This is a genomic window from Acetobacter orientalis, assembly GCF_000963965.1.
In the GTDB taxonomy this organism is placed as follows: Bacteria; Pseudomonadota; Alphaproteobacteria; order Acetobacterales; family Acetobacteraceae; genus Acetobacter; species Acetobacter orientalis.
Window position 1 is genome coordinate 124,480 of the sequence record NZ_BAMX01000024.1, and the last position, 19,551, is coordinate 144,030.

Genomic DNA, 19,551 nt, shown 5'->3' on the forward strand with positions numbered 1-19,551 from the left:
GATGGCCGGGTTAGACCCCAAAAACTGGGATGAATTACGCACACTCGGCCACCGTATGCTTGATGATATGCTGGATAGCATACAAAGCGTGGCAGACGGCCCCGTATGGCAACCTATGCCCCAAACGGTAAGGCAAGGGTTTGCCCAGCAGCCTTTACCCAAAACCGCGCAAGCGCTGCCTGCTTTGTATGAGCAATTTACCAAAAATGTGCAGCCTTATGCCGTAGGCAACCGGCACCCCCGTTTTATGGGGTGGGTGCACGGAGGGGGCACGGCCCAAGGCATGCTGGCCGAAATGTTGGCGGCAGGGCTAAATGCCAACCTTGGCGGGCGTGACCATGCCCCGGTTGAGGTGGAGCGTATGGTTATACGCTGGACAGCCACCATGCTGGGCTTTCCTGAAACGGCATCAGGCGTGCTGGTTACGGGGTCTTCTTTAGCGAATTTTATTGCTGTGTTGACCGCCAGCCGCGCCGTGCCAGAGGGTATTGCCATGCGGGAGGCTGGCATACAGGGCCGTAAATTGGTTGGTTATGCAGCCGAGAGCGCACATGGTTGTGTGGCGCGTGCTTTTGATATGGCGGGCCTAGGCATGCAAGCCTTACGCCGCGTGCCGGTAGATGCTGCTTTTAAGCTAGATATGGCGGCCCTACAGCGCATGGTAGCGCAAGACCGCACAGCAGGGTTTGAGCCATTTTTGGTGGTTGGCACCGCCGGTACGGTAGATACGGGAGCCATTGACCCACTGGCAGACTTAGCAGCGTTTGCACGGGAGCAGGGGCTTTGGTTCCATGTTGATGGTGCGTTTGGTGCCCTGGCTTGCCTCTCCCCCGCGCATGCGCCTGCTTTGGCTGGCATAGAGCAGGCCAATAGTATTGCGCTTGATTTTCATAAATGGGCACAAACTCCTTACGATGCGGGGTGTGTGCTTGTACGTGAAGAAGGCCGGCAGGCGGTGGCTTTTGCGCAGTCACTCGCGTACCTCTCCCGCGAGGAAAGAGGTGTTGCTGCTAGTGCTCCATGGTTTTGTGACCTTGGGCCAGATCTGTCACGCGGGTTTAGAGCCCTTAAAGTGTGGTTTACGCTGGCGGGTTTTGGCACCGAAGGGCTTGGGAACGTGGTCGCGCAGTGCTGTGACGTTGCGCGTTATTTGGCCGAGCGTGTAAAAGCCACACCAAGTTTAGAGCTGTTGGCCCCAGTAACCCTGAACGTTGTGTGCTTTCGTGTAAAAGAGGGAGCCGCTGACCTAGATACTTTGAATGCTGAGCTTGTGAAAGACCTGCAAGAAAGCGGTATTGCTGTGCCCTCTACCACCATAGTGCAGGGCAAGCTGGCCATTAGGGCCGCTATAGTAAACCACCGTACAACGCAGCAGGATATTGATATTATGCTGCATGCAGTGCTGGAACTGACACAAAAGCGCACGGGTGCCAAAGTACCTCATGCGCAGGGGCAGCCTTTACCCGTGTAAACTGGTTTTGCGTGCGCCACCTTTGCGTTTTTCATCAAACAAAGCAGAGAGAGACTGGAGCATGGTGCCGCCCAGTTCTTCTGCATCGGTAATGGTAACGGCGCGTTGGTAATAGCGCCCCACATCGTGCCCAATACCGATAGCCGATAGTTCGACCGGGCTGCGGTTTTCTATCATGTGAATGACTTCCCGCAGGTGGTCTTCAAGGTAGGATGCGGGGTTGACTGACAGGGTGCTGTCATCAACTGGTGCGCCGTCAGAAATAACCATAAGAATTTTACGGGATTCTGGGCGGCTTTTTAGGCGGCGCCATGCCCACAGCAGGGCCTCACCATCGATATTTTCTTTTAGTAAGCCTTCGCGCAGCATAAGGCCCATATTGGCGCGGGCGCGCCGCCATGGCAGATCTGCTGCTTTGTAAATAATATGGCGTAGGTCGTTTAAGCGGCCCGGTGCTTCGGGCTTGCCGTCTTTCAACCATTTCTCGCGGCTTTGGCCGCCCTTCCATGCGCGGGTCGTAAAGCCCAGAATTTCTACTTTCACGCCGCACCGCTCAAGGGTGCGGGCCAGAATATCGCCGCAGGAGGCAGCAACGGAAATAGGGCGGCCCCGCATGGAGCCAGAGTTATCTATCAGCAGGGTTACGGCTGTATCTCTAAACTCTGTATCGCGTTCGCGTTTGTAAGACAGTGAGAGCAGGGGGTTAACCACCACGCGGGAAAGGCGGCCAGCATCAAGCAGGCCTTCTTCCATATCAAAGTCCCACGAGCGTGTTTGTTGCGCCATGAGCTTGCGTTGCAGCTTATTCGCTAGGCGGGACACAACGCCGTGCAAGGTGGCGAGTTGCAGGTCTAGCTGGTGGCGTAGGCGGTTGAGTTCTTCTGGCTCGCACAGGTCTTCGGCCCGTACTTCCTCATCAAACTGGGTGGTGTAGGCGTGGTAGGTTTTAGCGGTTTCGCCCGGTGTTATGTCTTGGCGTTTGCCGGGGCCTGCGGCATCGCCTGTGCCTTCGGCCCCGCTACCTTCCCCTTCTTCTTCTGCCATATCGGGCGAGAAATCACCTGAGCCAGCTAATAGTTGGGGCTCTGGTGTGCTGGGAGAGGTTTCTGGCTCAGACGGTGGTGCGTCATCATCCTGCTCTGGGGGGGCAGACGTGTCTTGCTCTTGGGAGTCGGTTGTTTCTGCACCGCTTTCGTTTTCATCTACGTCATCAGAAGAGGTTTCCTCTTCTTCTTCCGTAAGAGAACAGGCCGCGAGAATCTGGCGAGACGCCCGAGCATAAGCAGCTTGGTCATCTGCATGTGCTTTGAGATGTGCAAGGGCGTCTTGCGCTTTGCTGGGCAGGGCTGCGCGCCATTTATTAAGAATAGTTTGGGCCGCAACAGGTGATGGCTCACCCGTTAACGCCTCACGCGCTAAAAGCTCGAGGGCTATGGCCGGAGCCAGCAGAGCAGGGTCTGTCATTTGCGCCAGCCCGCCCTCGCGGCATTCTGCCTCTAGCCGTTGGCGTAGGTTGGCAGCAACGCCTTTCATGTGGCGTGCGCCTACGGCCTCAATACGGGCTTGCTCGAGTGCGTCGTACACGTCTCGGGCGGTGGCGTCTTCTGGCAGGCGGCTAAGGTGTAGGGTGCTGTCGTGGTGTTTAAGGCGAAGTGCTTGGGCATCTGCCGCACCGCGAATGCGGATAAGCTCTTCTTCTTTCATGTGGCGTGTGGGGGCGGGTAGGCGTGCTTTACCCCCTAGGCTGAGAGATGCCACAGGCATGTGCCCGGTATGGAAAGAGACCTCGGCCTCACGCTGGCCCCCCATAGCACGGAGCGTTGCGGCTGTAGCCTGTTTAAAGGCGTCTACCCGGTCGGCTGGGTTGCCGGTAGGGGCTTGATTATGCCCTGCCGGTGTGGCCTGCGTGCCTGTTTTGCTCTCTGCCATACCTTAGCAGCCTTCCCCCTCTAAAACCTCAAGCGCCCTGTTTGGCGAGTGGGCTGGTGTTAAAGCAACGCTGGTAATATTCGGCCACCATGTTGCGTTCTGCCTCATCGCACTTGTTCAGGAACGTTACGCGGAAGGCGAAGGCTGTATCTTTGAAAATACGCTCGTTTTCTGCCCACGCAATAACAGAGCGTGGAGACATAACGGTTGAGAGGTCTCCGGCCATGAAGCCAGCGCGCGTTAGGTTGGCAAGGGCTACCATATTTTCAATGGTGCCTTTGGCGGCTTTGTCTTCTGGGTTAATGCCAAGGCGGGAGAGAACAATGCCCACTTCCTGCGCATGGGGCAGGTAGTTGAGAGAGGTGACAATGTTCCACCGATCCATCTGGCCTTGGTTGATTTGCTGTGTACCATGGTACAGGCCTGTTGTGTCGCCCAAACCAATGGTGTTGGCTGTAGCAAACAGGCGAAACCACGGGTGGGGTTTAATAACGCGGTTTTGGTCGAGCAGGGTAAGCTGGCCTTCTACCTCAAGCACGCGCTGAATAACGAACATAACATCTGGGCGGCCTGCATCATATTCATCAAACACAAGGGCGCAGGGGTGTTGCAGGCACCACGGCAGCAGGCCTTCTTGAAATTCGGTAACCTGTTGGCCATCGCGCACGACAATGGCGTCTTTCCCCACGAGGTCTATACGGGAGACGTGGCTGTCTAGGTTAATACGAATGCACGGCCAGTTTAGGCGGGCTGCAATCTGCTCAACATGGGATGACTTACCGGTGCCATGAAAACCCTGCACCATAACGCGGCGGTTAAAGGCAAAGCCCGCCAGAATGGCCAGTGTGGTGTCGTGGTCAAAACGGTAGGCGGGGTCTTTGGCGGGCACATGCTCTGTACGTAGCGAAAAGGCCGGTACGGTCATATCTGAATCGATACCGAAGACATCGCGCACTGAAACTTCAAGATCCGGCGTGGAAAGTGCCGAAATGGGCGGAAGATCACTAGGTGAGGCCGGGTTTGAAGACTCAGTCATGCTGTATCCGTCTGTGCGTTATGGTGGTGGACAAAACAAGGTACCCTGCTGTGCGTGAGGGTGCCAATAGGGAAGGTTAAGAAACAGGATGACATGATCACCCTGCTTTTTCGAGTCCTTCAGAGGTAAGGTGTGTTCTTACAATTGTGAAGGCCACATTAATAACCTTAAGCCGCTCTTCGGCTCTGCGGTCACCATTGTTGGTGTCTGGGTGGTGTTTACGCGCCAGATCACGATAGCGCGCTTTGGCAACGTCTAGCGTTACTGGCCAGTCTAACCCCAGTGTGGCTAAAGATTCCCGCAAGGGTTCTGGGGCGCGTGGCATGGCCGCTTTACGTTTTTGCTCAGCACGTGCGCGGCGGTTGCGGCCCAGAATATCGAGCGGGTCGAGAATTTCTTCTTCGTTGAAAGTGCTCTGTTTTGGCCGGGCTGCACTCTGGCCAAACGCCCAAGACGGACGGTCCCACGCAATGTCTGCACGCAGGTGGGCTTCTATCTGGCCGGGAGACATGCCTTTGTAATAGTCCCAACGGGCATTATACTCCCGCACATGCTCAAGACAGAACCAGAAATACTGGTTCAATGTATCGCGTGAGCGGGGGGCACGATAACCGGCGGGTTTGTCACAGTCTGGCATGTCACAGCAGCGCTGTGGGGCGTCCGGGTCCGGGTCGAACGCCCTATGACGGGTATTCCTTCGCTTCATCATCAGGGTTATGTGCGTGCTCAGTGGTTCTGCGCAAGGGGTAAGATATGGCAACGTTACGCAATTCAGATACGACACCAGCAGTCTTGGGGGCACGTGCAACGCGCGTGCAGGAGGTTTTGACCAAAACCTTTGCCCCCCAGAGACTCGAAATTTTGGACGAAAGCCACCGGCATGCACACCATGCCCCCATGGTGCGTGGGCCAGAAGCTGGTGCGTCTGAAACACATTTTAGAGTGCAATTGGTGAGTGCGGCCTTTGAAGGGGTAAGCCGGGTTAACCGCTCACGCATGGTGCATGATGCCTTGGGGGGCGAGTTTGAAACCGGGTTGCATGCGCTGGCCTTGAGCCTGCGCACCCCAGAAGAAGACGCGGCTCTTTCATGAATAAGGTTACGCAATTAGCACGGGCAGCTAAAGGCGTTGTGGCGGCAAGGCGGTTTGTTTTGCTGGGCACGTTGTTTTTGGCAGCCTGCGCAGGCGGGCAGGGTGGGTTAGGTAAGCCCGCCCAAACAGAAACAGCCCGTGTTGAAGCCTATTTGCGCACAGCACAGCTTAAAAATGTGCCTTTTGTGCAAACATGGCCCAATGGGGCAACTGGGGGGGGCGGGTTAACATATCGCCCCGGTTACCTGCATCTTGTTTATACCGCACCCCACGGTATGGATTTAGAAGCCTCAGGCAGCCACGCCGTGTTTAAGGATGCGCAGGCCGGGTCTGAAACGCATATGGGCCTGTCGCATAACCCTTTGGGGTTATTGCTGGGTAACCCTATTCAGCTTTCTGGTGCTGTGCAGGTGACCGATGTGCAAAAAACACCCGGCGTGCTGCAAATTTCTATGGCCCGGCGCGATAACCCTTCACAGGGGTTAGTGACGCTGCTTTTTCAGGACTCTGGGCGTGCGCTCACGTTGCACGATATTACTGTGGTTGATGAGCGCCGCCATAAGGTGCTTATTCAGCTTCAAGCTCAGTAAAGGGAGTGGGCTGGCTGCCAAAAACGGGCTGCCAGTTTGCCACCAAAGCGGCATCGAGCTGGGGTTGGGTCACATTTAGCCCCAGCTTTTCAAAGCTGGTTACGCCATATTCTTTTATGCCGCAGGGCACAATGCCTTCAAAATCTACCATGTTGGGGCGCAGGTTTATGGAAATGCCGTGCCAGCTCACCCAGCGAGAGACACGTACACCAATAGCGGCAACTTTCTCTTCTAAACCTGTGCGGGGGTCTACAACCCATACGCCCACCCGGTTTTCCCGACATTCACCCTTTAGGCCGAATGTAGCGAGAGTGCGAATAACCCATGCTTCTAGGCCGTGCACATAGGCGCGTAGGTCTCTGGGGGGGATGGTGCCGTGGGGCTTTTGAAGGTCGAGCATAAGGTAGGCGATTCTTTGCCCTGGGCCATGGTATGTCCATTGCCCACCACGCCCGGCATCGTAAGTGGGGTAATTGTGGGGGTTAAACAGGTCTTCTGGGCGGGCAGAAGTGCCAGACGTATAAAGGGGCGGGTGCTCGAGCAGCCAGACGCGTTCTTGTGCGTTTGCTGCGCGTATTTTTTGCGCAATGTCCTGCATTCTGGAGAGAGCGAAGGGGTAGGGAACAGGTTTTTTGCTTATTTCCCATAAAAAATGCTCGTTGGTCATTGCCGCCTGATGCTTGTTCGGTTATAGGGCTTCTCACCAAACGGTATCGCACTTTATGGTACTGGTTGTCACGGGGCGGCCGTGGCGGAATGGTAGACGCGCAAGCTTGAGGTGCTTGTGGGGGAATACCCCGTGGAAGTTCGAGTCTTCTCGGCCGCACCAAATCCTGACACCAAGAAAATTCAGATTTTTAAACTGGTTTTTCTTGGTGTCAGATATTTCCCAAATTTTATGACGAAAATGTAAAAAAGTGGTTTTGCCACATTAAGGCCGCTGTTGCGTTGTTTAAACGCCACGTAATGTTGGTTGCAGCGCAGCATGCCTTGGTAAGTTGGTGGTAAAAATAACCAACGCTAAGGCAGGCAGCATATATGGGCTAAGTTTGACCTGAGCGGTAAGCTGATATTAGCTGTTACGCGGTGCAATGTTTTGAAACCTAATTTTGATCAAGGTGTCGTATTCGTGTCCAAGCCCAAGCCATTACGTAAAGCAGTCCTGCCGGTAGCAGGGCTGGGTACACGCTTTCTGCCCGCAACCAAAGCAATGCCAAAAGAAATGCTTACGGTTGTAGATAGGCCACTGATCCAGTACGCTATTGATGAAGCACGGGCCGCAGGTATTGAAGAATTCTGCCTGATTACAGGCCGTGGTAAAGATTCTCTGATTGATTATTTTGATATTGCTTACGAGCTTGAGGCCACACTGCATGAGCGGCACAAGCTGGATGCACTGAAAGCCCTTGAGCCTAGTTCTATTCAGGCTGGGTCTTTGGTGGCGGTACGCCAGCAAGAGCCTCTGGGGCTGGGGCATGCTATTTGGTGTGCACGTAGCTTTATTGGTGATGACCCGTTTGCTATTTTGCTGCCAGACGACATTGTGCAGGCTAAAACGCCGTGCCTGAAGCAATTAGCTGATGCCTATTACCAGACGGGCGGTAGCGTTGTTGCCGTAACAGAAGTGCCCAAAGAGCACACAAACCGTTACGGTATTTTGGAAACCGGTGCCGATGATGGCCGCATGGTTGAGGTGCGCGGGCTGGTTGAAAAACCCAAACCTGAAGAAGCGCCTTCTAACCTGTCCATTATTGGTCGCTACATTCTAACCCCAGAAATTATGCCTCACCTTTCCAAACTGGAAAAAGGGGCTGGTGGTGAAGTGCAGCTGACAGACGCCATGGCTAAAACCATTGGCGAAGTGCCTTTCCATGGTTTGCGTTATGAAGGTCGCCGTTTTGACTGCGGTAATAAGGTTGGCTTCCTTGAGGCGCAGATTGCGTTTTCTCTCGAACGGCCAGACCTTGCAGATGATGTCAGAGCGTTTTTGAAAAACTACGTGACTGAACTTTAAAACGCTTAGGCCTTTTTCTCGGTAAAAAGGGTGCGTGCGTATTTGGGCGGCCAGTGGCGTTTGTCATTGGCCGCTTTTTTTATTGGGTGTTTGTTATATAAGGGACTCATGCTGTCCTCTTTAATTGACCCTGCGGGCCGAAGTATCTCCTACCTTCGTGTTTCCGTAACAGACCGTTGCGATATGCGGTGTGTCTATTGCATGGCTGAAAGCATGCGCTTTTTGCCACGTGAGGACGTGTTGTCTTTTGAGGAACTGCTGCGCCTTTCGCAGGTTTTTGTGCGCCAAGGGGTACGGCGCTTGCGCATTACCGGTGGTGAGCCTTTGGTGCGGCGCGATATTGGGCCGTTTTTTGAAACGCTCGGCCAGTGGCTGCAACGGCCAGAACAAGCAGGCAAGCTGGACGAACTTACTCTGACCACCAACGGCAGTTTGTTAGATGTTTATGCCGAAACCCTGTTTAAAGCGGGGGTGCGGCGGGTAAATGTGAGCCTTGATACGCTTAATGAAGACCGTTTTGCGCAAATAACGCGGCGCGGCAAGTTAGCCGCCACGTTAAACGGTATTAAAGCCGCACGTGCGGCAGGGCTTGCGGTGCGTATTAACACTGTGGCCATGGCCGGTGTGAATGAAGACGAGTTTGACCCCCTGCTGGCGTGGTGTGGCAGTGTTGGTGCAGATTTGTGCCTGATAGAGACCATGCCAATGGGCGATACCGGAACCGACCGGACAGCCAGCTATTTGCCGCTATCAAAAGTAAAAATAGATTTGGCGCAGCGTTGGACATTAACACCCGTGCCTGACCGTACTGGTGGGCCTGCGCGCTATATGCGCGTTGCAGAAACAGGGCAGCGCATTGGGTTTATAACCCCCATGAGCCATAATTTTTGCGGTAGTTGTAACCGCGTGCGCCTATCTTGCACGGGGCGGCTTTATACCTGCCTTGGCCAAGAAGATGGTATCGACCTGCGCGACATTATGCGCAGCGGAGGAGATGATGCGGCCATTCTGGCTGGTATTCAGGACGCAATAGCCCGCAAACCCACAGGGCACGACTTTTTGTTGGGGCAAGAGGCTGGAGTAGTGAACGGCCCAGCCCGGCATATGAGTGTGACAGGCGGTTAACGTTTTTAACCGGGCAGAGGGCCTTGAGAGTGCGTTTCTAAAGCACGCGCCAAAGACTGCGTGAACTCTCCCGGTTTTAAAGGTTGGGGCTGAGTGGGGGCTGGCCGCCATGCGGTGAGAATGCTCATGTGTAATGGCATCTCAAACCCACTTTCACCGTTCTGGGCAAGCTCTGCCGCCGCGGCCGGAAAAAGCATGCGGGGCGGGGGGCTTTTACTGCGTTGGGTGAGGGCGTTTGTCTCTCCCGCAGCGCGTAAGTCTTGCAACAGCCCATTGAGAGATTGGTAACGCAAAGACAAAATTTCTGTATCGACCACAGGCAAGGCAAAGCCCGCGCGTTGCAAAAGGTGGGCGCAGCTTGTGTTGGTAGGCAGTGGCGAGACACGCGCAGAGAGACCATCACTGACAGCAAGTTCTGCCATTTCCAGCGCCTGCTTAAGGGGCCGTAGTGTTGGTAGTATGGGCATACTGGCCAAAAACAGCCCGTCTGGCTTTAAAAGGGTACGTATTTGGGCAAAGGTGCCGGGTAGGTCATTGACCCAATGTAGTGAGAGGTTGGCAACAACGAGGTCAAAACTGTTGGGGGCAAAGGGGAGGTATTCTTCATCGGCGCAGACGGTAGGGGCTGTTGTTTGCAAGGTTTGGGCGAGAGGGAAGGCGCTTTCGCATTGTATAACGTGCAAGCCGCGCTCATGCAGTTTGGGTGCCATAAAGCCACGCCCACCTAAGTCCAGCGCTGTTTTGAAAGGGCGTGTTATGTCGCTGAGGCGGTCTATGAGCAGGTCTGCTGTGGCAGTAAGAATGGGGGCAACGTTGTGTTGCGTGTGGGCCGCACGGGCGCGGTGGCGTTTTACCGCCATGCGGTCAAAAATAACGGGGGCTTGCATAGTGTAAGCTGTGCGCCACCTTACGCTTTTTGCCAAGAGGAGCCGAGATGACATCTGGGCGAGACGCCCTGCAACGCAAAATGACTGCCTATGCCCGTACGGGCTGGCAGGGGGTGCTCAATGCCGTGTTTCCGCCAGTTTGTTTGCTTTGTAGTGCAGAAACAGAGCAAGCTGGCTTGGTGTGTGCGGCGTGTTTTGAGCGCCTTGTGCGCGTTGAAAAGCCATTTTGTGTGCGTTGCGCTACACCCCAGCCTTCTGTTGCTTATTTAAATGCGCAAGGTGAATGCGTGCGGTGCGAAAAGGCCCCACCACCTTGGGCTGCTGCGCGAGCTGCGTTTTTATATGAAGGCACAGCACGCAGCCTTGTTTTGCAACTTAAATATGCAGACCGCGTAGAGCATGCTGGTTTTTTGGCAAACCACTTAAAACGTGCCGGACAAGACATATTGCAGCCTAATTGTTTGGTTGTGCCTGTGCCGAGCCATTGGCGGCGGCGGCTCTGGCGTCGGTATAATCAGGCTGCTTTACTAGCCCAAAATGTTGCTCGTAAAGCCGGTTTGGTGTGTGTGCCAGATATGCTGTACCGTGCCCATGCAACAACACGCCTTTCTGGTTTTTCCCGGGGGGCGCGTTACCAAGAAATGGCTCAGGCCATTGCGTTACGGCCGCACTATAAAAACACCCTACGGGCCCAGCATGTGGTGTTGGTTGATGACCTTTTAACGAGTGGGGCGACAGCATCTGTTTGTACGCATGCTTTGCTGGAGGGTGGGGCCGCCTCTGTAAGTGTGCTTGTGGTGGCCTTGGTGCCCATGCAAAAAGAGATTGACCTTGATTCCCCAATATCGGAAACCGCCTGATCTTTAAGATGCTGAGTGGTCTGGCATTTTCCGTAATTGCGACACATATAAACAAGAGGGAGGCAGTATGCCTACAATCGAAATCTACACTCAGCCGGGTTGTCCCTACTGTGTAAGAGCTGTGCAGCTTTTGAGCAGTAAAGGCGTGGAATTTAAAGAAATTAATGCACCGCGTGGGTCTGCTGAGCGCGAGCAGGCTTATGAGCGTTCTGGCGGAGGCACCACCGTGCCCCAGACCTTTGTTGATGGGAAATGCCTTGGCGGGTGCGACAACCTGATGGCGCTAGAACGACAGGGCAAATTAAACGCAGCGCTTGGCTTAGCCTGACAAAACTAACCTGCCGTTAGAATGGTATTGGGGCATATAAAGGTGAAAGGGCCATGATCTGTTATCGTCTGGTGTGTGTGCATGAGCACTCTTTTGAGGGCTGGTACAAAGACAGTGCAACATTTGCCCGTTTGCAAGAAAACGGGCTGTTAAGCTGCCCAGACTGTGGCACGTCTGACGTAAAGCAGGCGCTTATGGCCCCCGCCATTGCAAAAGGGCGTAGCGCACAGGCCCCCACGAAAGAGGTGGCGCCAGCCCCCCAAGAGACACCAACGCAGGGGAGCAATGTGCCAGACAAGGTCATGGTAGCCTTTCAGAAAATGCGGCAGGCAGTTGAACAAAATTGTGAAAATATGGGCGACCGCTTTGCAACCGAAGCGGTGCGTATTCACCATGGCGAAGCCCCAAAGCGTGGCATATACGGAAACGCAACTGAGCGTGAACGGACAATGCTTCGCGAGGAAGGGGTGGATGTTGTGGCTGTTCCTTGGGTGAAGCGCCCAGAAAGTTAAGCCTGTGCGGCCTTTGACAAGGGTAATGTGCTAGCCCTGCTGTACGCCTGCAAAGAAAATGGAGAAGGCCAGAATGAGCGAAAAGAAAAAATGGCTGGTAGCAGTATTTTGTACTTTTCTGGCCTGTAGTGCTGCCCCAGCCGTGGCCCATGCTGAGCTGAAACCAGAAGAAGCCTTTATGGGCTATTGGTTAAGCCAAGGGCATGATGGCGTTTTTAAAATTGAAACCTGTGGCGATACAGTATGCGGGCGCTTGGTTGGCTTGCAGTATGAGGGAACGGACGTGCCCCACGACAAAAAAGGGCAGTCTGAATGCAACTTATTGATGCTCACAGAGTTTCGTCGGTCATCGAGTGAGGGGGAGCGTTGGAACGGGAAGATACTCGACCCTGATAGCGGCCATATCTATCAAGCTCAGATCTGGTCTCCGCATAAAGATGTGCTCAAGCTGCGTGGCTATATCGGTTTACCTTTATTTGGTGAAACCCAGACCTGGACCCGGTATGAGGGAACATTGGGGCCTGTCTGCAAAATGCCACAGTAATATTGGGTTAATAAAAAGAATAAGGCTGTTATGGTTATGGAACATTCTCTGTCCCGCCGGTTGTTTGGGCTTGGGGGCTTAGCTGGCGCTGTTGTTGTAAGTGCACGGCAAGGCTTTGCCGCTGATGACACAGCCAAAGCACCTGCCCCTAATGAGGATGCCCCCAAAGAGCGTACCTTTTGTTATGTGGGTGGCTATACCAAGCATGGCCCGCCCGGTGGCAACGGAGACGGCATTACGGTTTTTGAAATGGACCGTAAAACCGGGGCGCTTACCAGCCTTATGACGTTTACCGATATTGCCAGCCCATCGTATATTGCGCTTTCTCCTGACCACAGGCTGCTTTACGCAGTAAGCGAAATTAATGATTTTGATACGACCCATAGTGGCGCGGTTACGGCGTTTTCTATTGACCATTCTACTGGGGCATTAACCAAGCTCAATACCGTTGCGTCTGGCGGGGCAGACCCTGCACATTTGAGCGTACACCCTTCTGGCCGGTATGTTTTTGTTGCTAATTATACGGGCGGCACTGTGGCGGTTTTTCATGTGTTGGCCGATGGGTCTTTGGGGCGCAGAACGGAGTTAATTCATAACACCGGGCCAAGAATGCCAGACCGCGCAGCAGATAACCCGCCGGGTAATTATGCGGTAAGCGACCATTCTTCAGCGCACCCGCATATGGTTAAAAGCGACCCAACTGGTAAATATGTGCTGGTAATGGATGCGGGCCTAGACCGTGTGTATGTGTGGGCGCTTAACCTGCAAACAGGTAAGCTTACACCTGCGGCAGTCCCTTTTACCCCCATGACACCGGGCTCTGCCCCGCGGCATTTTGAATTTGGGGAGAGTGGTAAAAAGCTCTATCTGCTTTGTGAGCAGGACTCAAAAGTGGTTGTGGCAGATTTTGACCCGCAAAGCGGTAAAATTTCGCCCGTACAAACAGTAAGCAGCGTAACAGCCCATTTTAGGGGTAGCACCTTGGCTGCGGGTATTCTGCTCTCACCCGATGAGCGGTTTTTGTACGTGTCTAACAGACTTGGCGATTCTCTGGCTGTGTTTCAGGTTGCTAAAGATGGCGGCCTAACGCTGGTTGACGAAATCTGGATGCATGCTGACTACGGGCGCTCACTTATGTTCGATCCGTCTGGCAGCTATTTGTATGTTGCAAACCAGCGTAGCGATTCCATTACCTCGTTCCGGGTTGATAAAACGACAGGTAAAATCAGCTTCACGTGGGACTTCACGCCAGTTGGAAGCCCCACATGCTTTGAATTTATAACTGTGCCCGTCAGCTAGGCTTAGAGTTTTCTGAAAGCTGCAATGTAGTTAACATCTAGGTTGCGGCTTTCTTTCCAACCAGAAAAAGAAGGCACCATGCCTGCTATGGCTTGAATGGAAAGCCCTGCGTTGCGGGCATAACGCCCGAGTTCTGCCGGGGTAATAAATTTACGCCATTCGTGTGTGCCTATGGGCAGCAGGCGTAAAAGATATTCGGCCCCAATTTTACCGACAGCCAGAGACTTTAACGTGCGGTTCATGGTGGAAACAATAACCACACCGCCCGGCTCGGCTAGGTCGGCCAACATGGTCATAAATCTTTCAGGATCAGTGACATGCTCTATAATTTCTAAAGCGACAACAGCGTCAAACTGGCGGTTTTCGGCAACCAGTTCTTCTGCGCTGCCAACGCGGTAAGCAAGCGGGCCAGAGCCGGTGGGGAGCGGGTGTGCCTCTAAGTGGGCGTGTGCTGCAGCAATACCTTTGGGGGAGGCATCTAAGCCCAAAACATCGTGCCCGGCTTTTGCCAAAGCCTCGCTGGCTAGGCCTGCGCCGCAGCCAATATCAAGCACGCGCACCTTTCTGCTGTGGCGGCCTTGTAGGGGTAGGTGGCGGCAGGCCCACTCTATGCGCAAAGCATTCATGGCGTGCAGGGGGCGCATTGGCCCAGAGGGGTTCCACCATTGCTCGGCCAGCGCACCAAAACGGGCAATTTCTTCGGGTGAAACAGAGGAGGCAGTGTCTTGGCTGGAGGGGGGCATGGAACAAAAATCCTTTCCTGCTGATCTCCCCCGCTGGACGAGAGGGGGCCGGGAAGGGTATGTGACGCGCCTTGTGATGCTGCGCAACCGTCCTTTTGCACCTTTCGTACCTGCTGGTGGCAGGGTAGGAGCAAAAAGCGGTCTGTTTACAGCCTGTTCTGGTGGAGAAAAGATATGCCCGGTTCCGTGCCTCGGATCGTCATGAAGTTTGGCGGAACGTCCGTTGGCGATATTGAGCGCATTAAGGCCGTGGCCGAGCGTGTCAAGAAACAAAAAGAAACCGGCTGCGATGTGCTGGTTGTTGTCTCGGCTATGGCTGGGGAAACCAACAAGCTGGTTGGTTTTTGTGATGCCTTGTCTGAGTTGCATGACCCCTGCGAATACGACTCGATTGTGGCAACGGGTGAGCAGGTTACAAGCGGCCTTTTGGCAATTGCGCTGCAAAAGCTGGGTGTAAATGCGCGCTCATTTGCTGGGTGGCAGGTGCCTATCCGTACCGACTCGCAACACGGCAAAGCCAGCCTAGACACAATTGATGGCGCGCGCCTGCTGGGCTGCATGGCCGAAGGCATTGTTCCTGTTGTGGCGGGCTTTCAAGGTGTTGGGCCAGATGGCCGAGTAACCACTTTGGGGCGTGGTGGCTCAGACACCTCTGCTGTGGCTTTGGCTGCGGCTGTTAAGGCAGACCGGTGCGATATCTACACCGATGTGGACGGTATTTACACAACCGACCCACGGATTGTGGCAAAAGCCCGTAAGCTTGAAAAAATTACGTATGAAGAAATGCTGGAACTGGCATCTGTTGGGGCCAAGGTTCTACAAACCCGCAGTGTAGGGCTGGCCATGCGCGAAGGTGTGCGTGTGCAGGTGCTTTCTAGCTTTGTAGATGGGCCAGCTTTGGTTGAAGGTAAGCTTCCGGGCTCTCTGGTGGTGGATGAGGACGAAATAGTGGAAAAGAAACTGGTAACCGGCATTGCCTATTCCCGCGATGAAGCCAAACTGTCTATTCGGCGTATTCCAGACCGTCCGGGTATTGCGGCTGCTATTTTTGGCCCGCTGAGCGAAGCCAACGTGAACGTGGACATGATTGTGCAAAGCACCGGCGCTGACGGCACCACAAACATGACCTTTACCACCAGCAAAACAGACCTGCCGCGCGCTATTAGCACGCTGGAAAGTGTGCAGGCGTCTGTGGAGTACGAAGAGCTGGTAACCGATGCTGATGTGGTGAAAATTAGCGTGGTGGGCGTTGGTATGCGCTCTCATGCCGGTGTGGCCAGCACCATGTTCCGCACCTTGTCTGAGCGGTCTATTAATATTCAGGTTATCTCAACCAGCGAGATCAAGGTGTCTGTGCTGGTAGCGGCTGAATATGCAGAGCTTGCTGTGCGTGCCCTGCACACGGCTTATGGGCTGGATAATGTCTGAGGCTCTGGCGCAGAACAACTCTGCCCCCCTGACCGAGGCTGAGACAGCTTTGGCTCGTAAGCGTTTAAACCAGCTTTGGAAACGCGGTACTGACTTTTTAGGCACGCAATACGCCATTCTTGGCGGGGCTATGTCTTGGGTGAGTGAGCGCCACCTGGTGTCTGCTATCTCTAACGCTGGCGGGTTTGGCGTGATTGCCTGCGGGGCAATGCAGCCAGAACGCTTGGCAGAAGAAATTGCCGCGACACAGGCCCTGACAGAAAAGCCCTTTGGCGTAAACCTTATTACCATGCACCCACAGCTTTCTGAGTTGGTGGAGGTCTGCCTTAAAGCTGGGGTAAGCCATATTGTGCTGGCGGGGGGTATTCCGCCCGGTGCGGCTATTAAGGCAGCTAAAGAGGGGGGGGCGAAGGTTATTGCGTTTGCTCCGGCACTGGTACTGGCTAAGCGCTTGATCAAAATGGGGGTAGATGCCCTTGTGATTGAAGGGGCTGAAGCCGGTGGCCACGTTGGCCCGGTTTCGCTTACCGTGCTGGCGCAGGAAATTTTGCCCTATATTGACCAAGTGCCTGTGTTTGTTGCCGGTGGTCTTGGCCGAGGGGATGCGTTGGTATCTTACCTTGAGCAAGGGGCTGCCGGTGGGCAGTTAGGCACACGTTTTGCTGCTGCGGCAGAAAGCATTGCACATGAAAAGTTTAAGGCTGCTTTTGTGCGTGCCAATGCGCGTGATGCTGTAACCTCTGTGCAGCTAGATGAACGCTTTACCGTTATTCCGGTACGTGGTCTGGCTAATGAGGGGCGACGCCAGTTTATGGCGCACCAAGCCGATGTGATTGAGCGTTTCCAGAGTGGTGCTGTCTCGCGTGAAGAGGCGCAGTTGGAAATTGAACATTTCTGGGCTGGCGCACTGCGCCGTGCTGTAATAGACGGAGATGTAGAAAACGGGTCTGTTATGGCCGGGCAATCCGTTGGTATGGTAAAGGCCGTTCAGCCGGTGGCTGAAATTATCACAGACCTTGTTGAACAGGCTGTTGTGGCGCTTGCCCGCCAAAAACAGCGTATGGATGCTGATGGCTGAAACCGGTTCTGGTTCTACGCAGGAAAACCCTGCTCCTGCTCTGCCCCTGCCTGACATTGCTAGTCTAGGGGTTGGTAACGCGCTGCGTATGCGGCGCGAAGAGCTTGGCTGGGCTTTGCCGCAGGTTGCTGCGTGGCTTCGTATTCGCGAATCCTACCTTGAGGCGTTTGAGCAGGAGCGGGGAGATGTTTTTCCCGCGGAGGCGTACGCGCTTGGGTTTTTGCGTACTTACGCGCAAGCATTAGGGTTTGACCCCGCTTTGGTTGTGGCCCGCTATAAGCAAGAGGGCAAAGCGCCTGTCCGTAAACCTGAGCTAACGTTTCCGGCCCCACCGCCAGACAGGCGTATTCCACCCGCCCTTACGGTCTCTTTGGGGGTGGCGGTTATTGTTGGGGCGTATGTAGGCTGGTACCATTTTGTTGGGCATGCTCCACCGGTGCCTGAGCATGTGCCCCCTGTGGCTGAAATTATACCGGGCGAAAAAACGGCTAATGCGCCGTCTCCTCAAGTTGCCTCTTTGCTGCCTGCGCCGGGTGCATCGCCCGCGCCGCCGCCTAGGCCAGTTGAACCGCCACAAGGGGCACCCCCGGCTAGTATGCCTGCTCCTGCGCAGGCAGGGTTAGACACTAACCCGCCTACACCGGGCAGCATACCGGTTGCAAGCACGACTGCGCCCAATAGCATGCAGGATGATGCACAGCTTATGCTTAAGGCTGATGCCTCAAGCTGGGTGCAGGTTAAGGATACAACTGGCAAGGTGGTTTATGACCACATTATGCAAGCTGGTGATGTATGGGCTGTGCCAAAAGAAAACGGCCCATACACGCTAACCGTTGGTAATGCCGGTGGTGTTTTGGTAACATTGGGCACGGTTACTACGCCGCATTTGGGCCGTAATGGCGCGGTACGGCGTAAAATTATGCTTACGCCAGAAGCAGTCAAAGACGGCTCTTTGGCTGGAGCACCTAGTGTTGGCGCAGGAGATGCCGCGCAGGCCATTACAGCGCCACCAGCGCCTCTTAATGGGCAAGCTCAACCTGTGGCCAGTCAGCCAAGCGGCCAGCAGAGTGCTGCCCCTGTGGCATCTGTGCCGGATATGGGCGTAAGTGATACTAGTACTGGGGTGCCGCAAGCAGTGCGCCCTCAGTTGCATGGGCAGCATAAAGCCGTCTCTCCACCGCCTGAAGTGAGTGCGGACGATTTAAATGCCCGCCAGTTGCAGGGGATAAACCAGCATTGAATGCCTCCTGTGTGCGCTTTCATGTAGCCAACACGGATTGATTTTGGCAGGAAGGCAACAAACGTAATGGGTGGCTGCACAGGCGCGGTGCAGTTTGCTCGACTAACTGTCGTCTCGACAAAAGGATTGTAAGATGAGTGGCTACCGGCCTTACCAGCACATCGAGCGTCGGAAATCGCGGAAGATTCATGTCGGCAAGGTAGCCGTAGGCGGTGATGCGCCAATTTCCGTGCAGACCATGACCAACACTTTAACCAGCGATGCACAGGCAACAATCGAACAGATTCGCCGCGCAGAACTGGCTGGGGTTGATATTGTACGCGTGTCCTGCCCGGACGAAGAAAGCACGGCTGCACTGAAAGAAATTGTGCAGGAAGTGAATGTGCCTATCGTGGCAGATATCCATTTCCATTATAAGCGCGCTATTGAGGCCGCTAAAGCTGGTGCAGCCTGCCTGCGTATTAACCCCGGCAATATTGGTAGTGCAGAGCGTGTAAAAGAGGTGGTGAATGCCGCCAAAGACTATGGCTGCTCTATCCGTATTGGTGTGAATGCTGGCTCTCTTGAAAAGCACCTACTTGAAAAATACGGCGAGCCTAACCCAGAAGCACTGGTGGAAAGCGCGCTTGAACACGCTAAAATTCTGGAAGACCATGATTTCCGTGAATTTAAGATCAGCGTAAAAGCCTCAGACGTGTTTATGGCTGTGGCCGCTTACCAGCAATTGGCTGATGCCTGCGATTACCCGCTGCATATTGGCATTACCGAAGCTGGCAGTAAGCGTGCTGGTACGGTTAAGTCTTCTATTGGTTTGGGCAACCTGCTGTGGGCTGGCGTGGGTGATACCATGCGTGTTTCTCTTTCTGCTGCACCGGAAGAAGAAGTGCTGGTGGGCTGGGATATTCTTAAATCTCTCGGTTTGCGCCACCGTGGTGTTAAAATTATTTCCTGCCCGTCTTGCGCGCGCCAGGGCTTTAACGTGGTTGAAACAGTGCAGACGTTGGAAGACCGTCTGGCGCACATTAAAACCCCGCTTACGCTTTCCATTATTGGCTGTGTCGTGAATGGCCCCGGTGAAGCTCTGATGACTGATCTGGGTGTTACTGGCGGCGGGTCTGGTCGCCATATGGTGTATTCAGCTGGTAAGCAGGACCATACCGTGCCGGGTGCAGACATGATTGAGCATGTGGTTGAACTGGTTGAAGCCCGCGTTGCTGCCATTCAGGAGCAGGAAGCCAAAGAAAAGGCTGAGGGCAAAGTAGAAGAACTACCTGAAATGTCTTCTGCTAAATAAGACGGCGGCATTGGCGCTGCTCCGTATAGTGAGGCAGTGCTTAGTGCAAGAATGATGATACAAATGCCATGCCCGCCAGAT

General features: G+C 54.4%; 20 protein-coding genes and 1 tRNA gene. 15 read left to right on the top strand and 6 right to left on the bottom strand.

Features of this window, described 5'->3' with window-relative positions:
- Position 1: 1 nt before the first annotated feature.
- A complete protein-coding gene (locus Abor_RS09810; protein WP_048841696.1) occupies positions 2-1,471 on the top strand; it encodes a pyridoxal phosphate-dependent decarboxylase family protein in 1,470 nt (489 codons plus the stop codon).
- Here Abor_RS09810 and cobT read toward each other — a convergent pair.
- The 3 genes from cobT to Abor_RS09825 form a co-directional block, all read right to left on the bottom strand.
- Complete coding sequence (gene cobT, locus Abor_RS09815; protein ID WP_048841697.1) at positions 1,460-3,400, bottom strand: cobaltochelatase subunit CobT; 1,941 nt, start codon at positions 3,398-3,400, stop codon at positions 1,460-1,462. The two genes, Abor_RS09810 and cobT, sit on opposite strands and share 12 nt — an antisense overlap.
- A gap of 28 nt (positions 3,401-3,428) precedes the next feature.
- Complete coding sequence (locus Abor_RS09820; protein ID WP_048841698.1) at positions 3,429-4,436, bottom strand: AAA family ATPase; 1,008 nt, start codon at positions 4,434-4,436, stop codon at positions 3,429-3,431.
- A gap of 97 nt (positions 4,437-4,533) precedes the next feature.
- Positions 4,534-5,145 carry a J domain-containing protein gene (locus tag Abor_RS09825; protein WP_084594485.1) on the bottom strand — a complete coding sequence of 204 codons (612 nt, stop codon included), beginning with the start codon at positions 5,143-5,145 and terminating at the stop codon, positions 4,534-4,536.
- Positions 5,146-5,189: 44 nt separating this feature from the next.
- Between Abor_RS09825 and Abor_RS09830 the strand changes: the two genes are divergently transcribed.
- Positions 5,190-5,528 carry a BolA family protein gene (locus tag Abor_RS09830; RefSeq protein ID WP_048841700.1) on the top strand — a complete coding sequence of 113 codons (339 nt, stop codon included), beginning with the start codon at positions 5,190-5,192 and terminating at the stop codon, positions 5,526-5,528.
- Positions 5,525-6,118: a LolA family protein gene (locus Abor_RS09835; RefSeq protein WP_048841701.1), complete on the top strand. Its 594-nt coding sequence runs from the start codon at positions 5,525-5,527 to the stop codon at positions 6,116-6,118. Before Abor_RS09830 ends, Abor_RS09835 begins: the two co-directional genes overlap by 4 nt.
- Here the strand turns inward: Abor_RS09835 and lipB are convergent.
- Positions 6,096-6,785, bottom strand: coding sequence for a lipoyl(octanoyl) transferase LipB (gene lipB / locus Abor_RS09840; RefSeq protein WP_048841702.1), 690 nt, complete (start codon positions 6,783-6,785; stop codon positions 6,096-6,098). The two genes, Abor_RS09835 and lipB, sit on opposite strands and share 23 nt — an antisense overlap.
- 75 nt (positions 6,786-6,860) lie before the next feature.
- Here lipB and Abor_RS09845 point away from each other — a divergent pair.
- From Abor_RS09845 to moaA, 3 genes are all read left to right on the top strand, one after another.
- Positions 6,861-6,947: transfer RNA gene (locus Abor_RS09845), tRNA-Leu, on the top strand.
- Positions 6,948-7,247: 300 nt separating this feature from the next.
- Positions 7,248-8,132 carry a UTP--glucose-1-phosphate uridylyltransferase GalU gene (gene galU, locus Abor_RS09850; RefSeq protein ID WP_048841703.1) on the top strand — a complete coding sequence of 295 codons (885 nt, stop codon included), beginning with the start codon at positions 7,248-7,250 and terminating at the stop codon, positions 8,130-8,132.
- A gap of 108 nt (positions 8,133-8,240) precedes the next feature.
- Positions 8,241-9,257, top strand: coding sequence for a GTP 3',8-cyclase MoaA (gene moaA, locus Abor_RS09855; protein WP_048841704.1), 1,017 nt, complete (start codon positions 8,241-8,243; stop codon positions 9,255-9,257).
- 5 nt (positions 9,258-9,262) lie between these two features.
- On the opposite strand, the gene Abor_RS09860 is transcribed toward moaA, so the two are convergent.
- Entirely contained in the window at positions 9,263-10,144 is an 882-nt protein-coding gene (locus Abor_RS09860; protein ID WP_048841705.1) for a methyltransferase domain-containing protein, read from the bottom strand.
- Between the two features lie 47 nt (positions 10,145-10,191).
- On the opposite strand from Abor_RS09860, the gene Abor_RS09865 reads away from it, so the two are divergent.
- From Abor_RS09865 to Abor_RS09885, 5 genes are all read left to right on the top strand, one after another.
- Positions 10,192-11,004, top strand: coding sequence for a ComF family protein (locus Abor_RS09865; RefSeq protein WP_232015085.1), 813 nt, complete (start codon positions 10,192-10,194; stop codon positions 11,002-11,004).
- 67 nt (positions 11,005-11,071) lie between these two features.
- Positions 11,072-11,332, top strand: coding sequence for a glutaredoxin 3 (gene grxC / locus Abor_RS09870; protein WP_048841706.1), 261 nt, complete (start codon positions 11,072-11,074; stop codon positions 11,330-11,332).
- A gap of 53 nt (positions 11,333-11,385) precedes the next feature.
- Entirely contained in the window at positions 11,386-11,844 is a 459-nt protein-coding gene (locus Abor_RS09875; protein WP_048841707.1) for a DUF1178 family protein, read from the top strand.
- A gap of 73 nt (positions 11,845-11,917) precedes the next feature.
- Positions 11,918-12,388 (top strand): DUF2147 domain-containing protein, encoded by a 471-nt coding sequence (locus Abor_RS09880; RefSeq protein WP_232015086.1) that lies wholly within the window; start codon positions 11,918-11,920, stop codon positions 12,386-12,388.
- A gap of 36 nt (positions 12,389-12,424) precedes the next feature.
- Positions 12,425-13,687, top strand: coding sequence for a lactonase family protein (locus Abor_RS09885; RefSeq protein ID WP_048841827.1), 1,263 nt, complete (start codon positions 12,425-12,427; stop codon positions 13,685-13,687).
- 2 nt (positions 13,688-13,689) lie between these two features.
- Here Abor_RS09885 and ubiG read toward each other — a convergent pair whose 3' ends face one another.
- Entirely contained in the window at positions 13,690-14,430 is a 741-nt protein-coding gene (gene ubiG, locus Abor_RS09890) for a bifunctional 2-polyprenyl-6-hydroxyphenol methylase/3-demethylubiquinol 3-O-methyltransferase UbiG (protein ID WP_048841708.1), read from the bottom strand.
- Between the two features lie 174 nt (positions 14,431-14,604).
- Here ubiG and Abor_RS09895 point away from each other — a divergent pair, with 174 nt between their 5' ends.
- The 4 genes from Abor_RS09895 (at position 14,605) to ispG (ending at position 19,470) form a co-directional block, all read left to right on the top strand.
- A complete protein-coding gene (locus Abor_RS09895; protein WP_048841709.1) occupies positions 14,605-15,858 on the top strand; it encodes an aspartate kinase in 1,254 nt (417 codons plus the stop codon).
- On the top strand, positions 15,851-16,936 hold the full coding sequence (locus tag Abor_RS09900) for an NAD(P)H-dependent flavin oxidoreductase (RefSeq protein ID WP_048841828.1): 1,086 nt from the start codon (positions 15,851-15,853) through the stop codon (positions 16,934-16,936). Before Abor_RS09895 ends, Abor_RS09900 begins: the two co-directional genes overlap by 8 nt.
- A complete protein-coding gene (locus Abor_RS09905) occupies positions 16,899-18,176 on the top strand; it encodes a helix-turn-helix domain-containing protein (RefSeq protein ID WP_244877887.1) in 1,278 nt (425 codons plus the stop codon). The genes Abor_RS09900 and Abor_RS09905 overlap by 38 nt, the downstream gene beginning before the upstream one ends.
- 133 nt (positions 18,177-18,309) lie before the next feature.
- Complete coding sequence (gene ispG, locus Abor_RS09910) at positions 18,310-19,470, top strand: flavodoxin-dependent (E)-4-hydroxy-3-methylbut-2-enyl-diphosphate synthase (protein ID WP_048841711.1); 1,161 nt, start codon at positions 18,310-18,312, stop codon at positions 19,468-19,470.
- The last annotated feature ends 81 nt before the right edge of the window (positions 19,471-19,551 follow it).

Coding starts and splice junctions, on each gene's coding strand:
- Abor_RS09895 (WP_048841709.1), top strand. CDS start 14,605: ATGCCCGGTTCCGTGCCTCGGATCGTCATGAAGTTTGGCGGAACGTCC.
- cobT (WP_048841697.1), bottom strand. CDS start 3,400: ATGGCAGAGAGCAAAACAGGCACGCAGGCCACACCGGCAGGGCATAAT.
- Abor_RS09825 (WP_084594485.1), bottom strand. CDS start 5,145: ATGATGAAGCGAAGGAATACCCGTCATAGGGCGTTCGACCCGGACCCG.
- moaA (WP_048841704.1), top strand. CDS start 8,241: ATGCTGTCCTCTTTAATTGACCCTGCGGGCCGAAGTATCTCCTACCTT.
- Abor_RS09880 (WP_232015086.1), top strand. CDS start 11,918: ATGAGCGAAAAGAAAAAATGGCTGGTAGCAGTATTTTGTACTTTTCTG.
- Abor_RS09900 (WP_048841828.1), top strand. CDS start 15,851: ATGTCTGAGGCTCTGGCGCAGAACAACTCTGCCCCCCTGACCGAGGCT.
- Abor_RS09885 (WP_048841827.1), top strand. CDS start 12,425: ATGGAACATTCTCTGTCCCGCCGGTTGTTTGGGCTTGGGGGCTTAGCT.
- grxC (WP_048841706.1), top strand. CDS start 11,072: ATGCCTACAATCGAAATCTACACTCAGCCGGGTTGTCCCTACTGTGTA.
- Abor_RS09875 (WP_048841707.1), top strand. CDS start 11,386: ATGATCTGTTATCGTCTGGTGTGTGTGCATGAGCACTCTTTTGAGGGC.
- Abor_RS09865 (WP_232015085.1), top strand. CDS start 10,192: ATGACATCTGGGCGAGACGCCCTGCAACGCAAAATGACTGCCTATGCC.
- ispG (WP_048841711.1), top strand. CDS start 18,310: ATGAGTGGCTACCGGCCTTACCAGCACATCGAGCGTCGGAAATCGCGG.
- Abor_RS09820 (WP_048841698.1), bottom strand. CDS start 4,436: ATGACTGAGTCTTCAAACCCGGCCTCACCTAGTGATCTTCCGCCCATT.
- Abor_RS09835 (WP_048841701.1), top strand. CDS start 5,525: ATGAATAAGGTTACGCAATTAGCACGGGCAGCTAAAGGCGTTGTGGCG.
- ubiG (WP_048841708.1), bottom strand. CDS start 14,430: ATGCCCCCCTCCAGCCAAGACACTGCCTCCTCTGTTTCACCCGAAGAA.
- lipB (WP_048841702.1), bottom strand. CDS start 6,785: ATGACCAACGAGCATTTTTTATGGGAAATAAGCAAAAAACCTGTTCCC.
- Abor_RS09860 (WP_048841705.1), bottom strand. CDS start 10,144: ATGCAAGCCCCCGTTATTTTTGACCGCATGGCGGTAAAACGCCACCGC.
- Abor_RS09810 (WP_048841696.1), top strand. CDS start 2: ATGGCCGGGTTAGACCCCAAAAACTGGGATGAATTACGCACACTCGGC.
- Abor_RS09830 (WP_048841700.1), top strand. CDS start 5,190: ATGGCAACGTTACGCAATTCAGATACGACACCAGCAGTCTTGGGGGCA.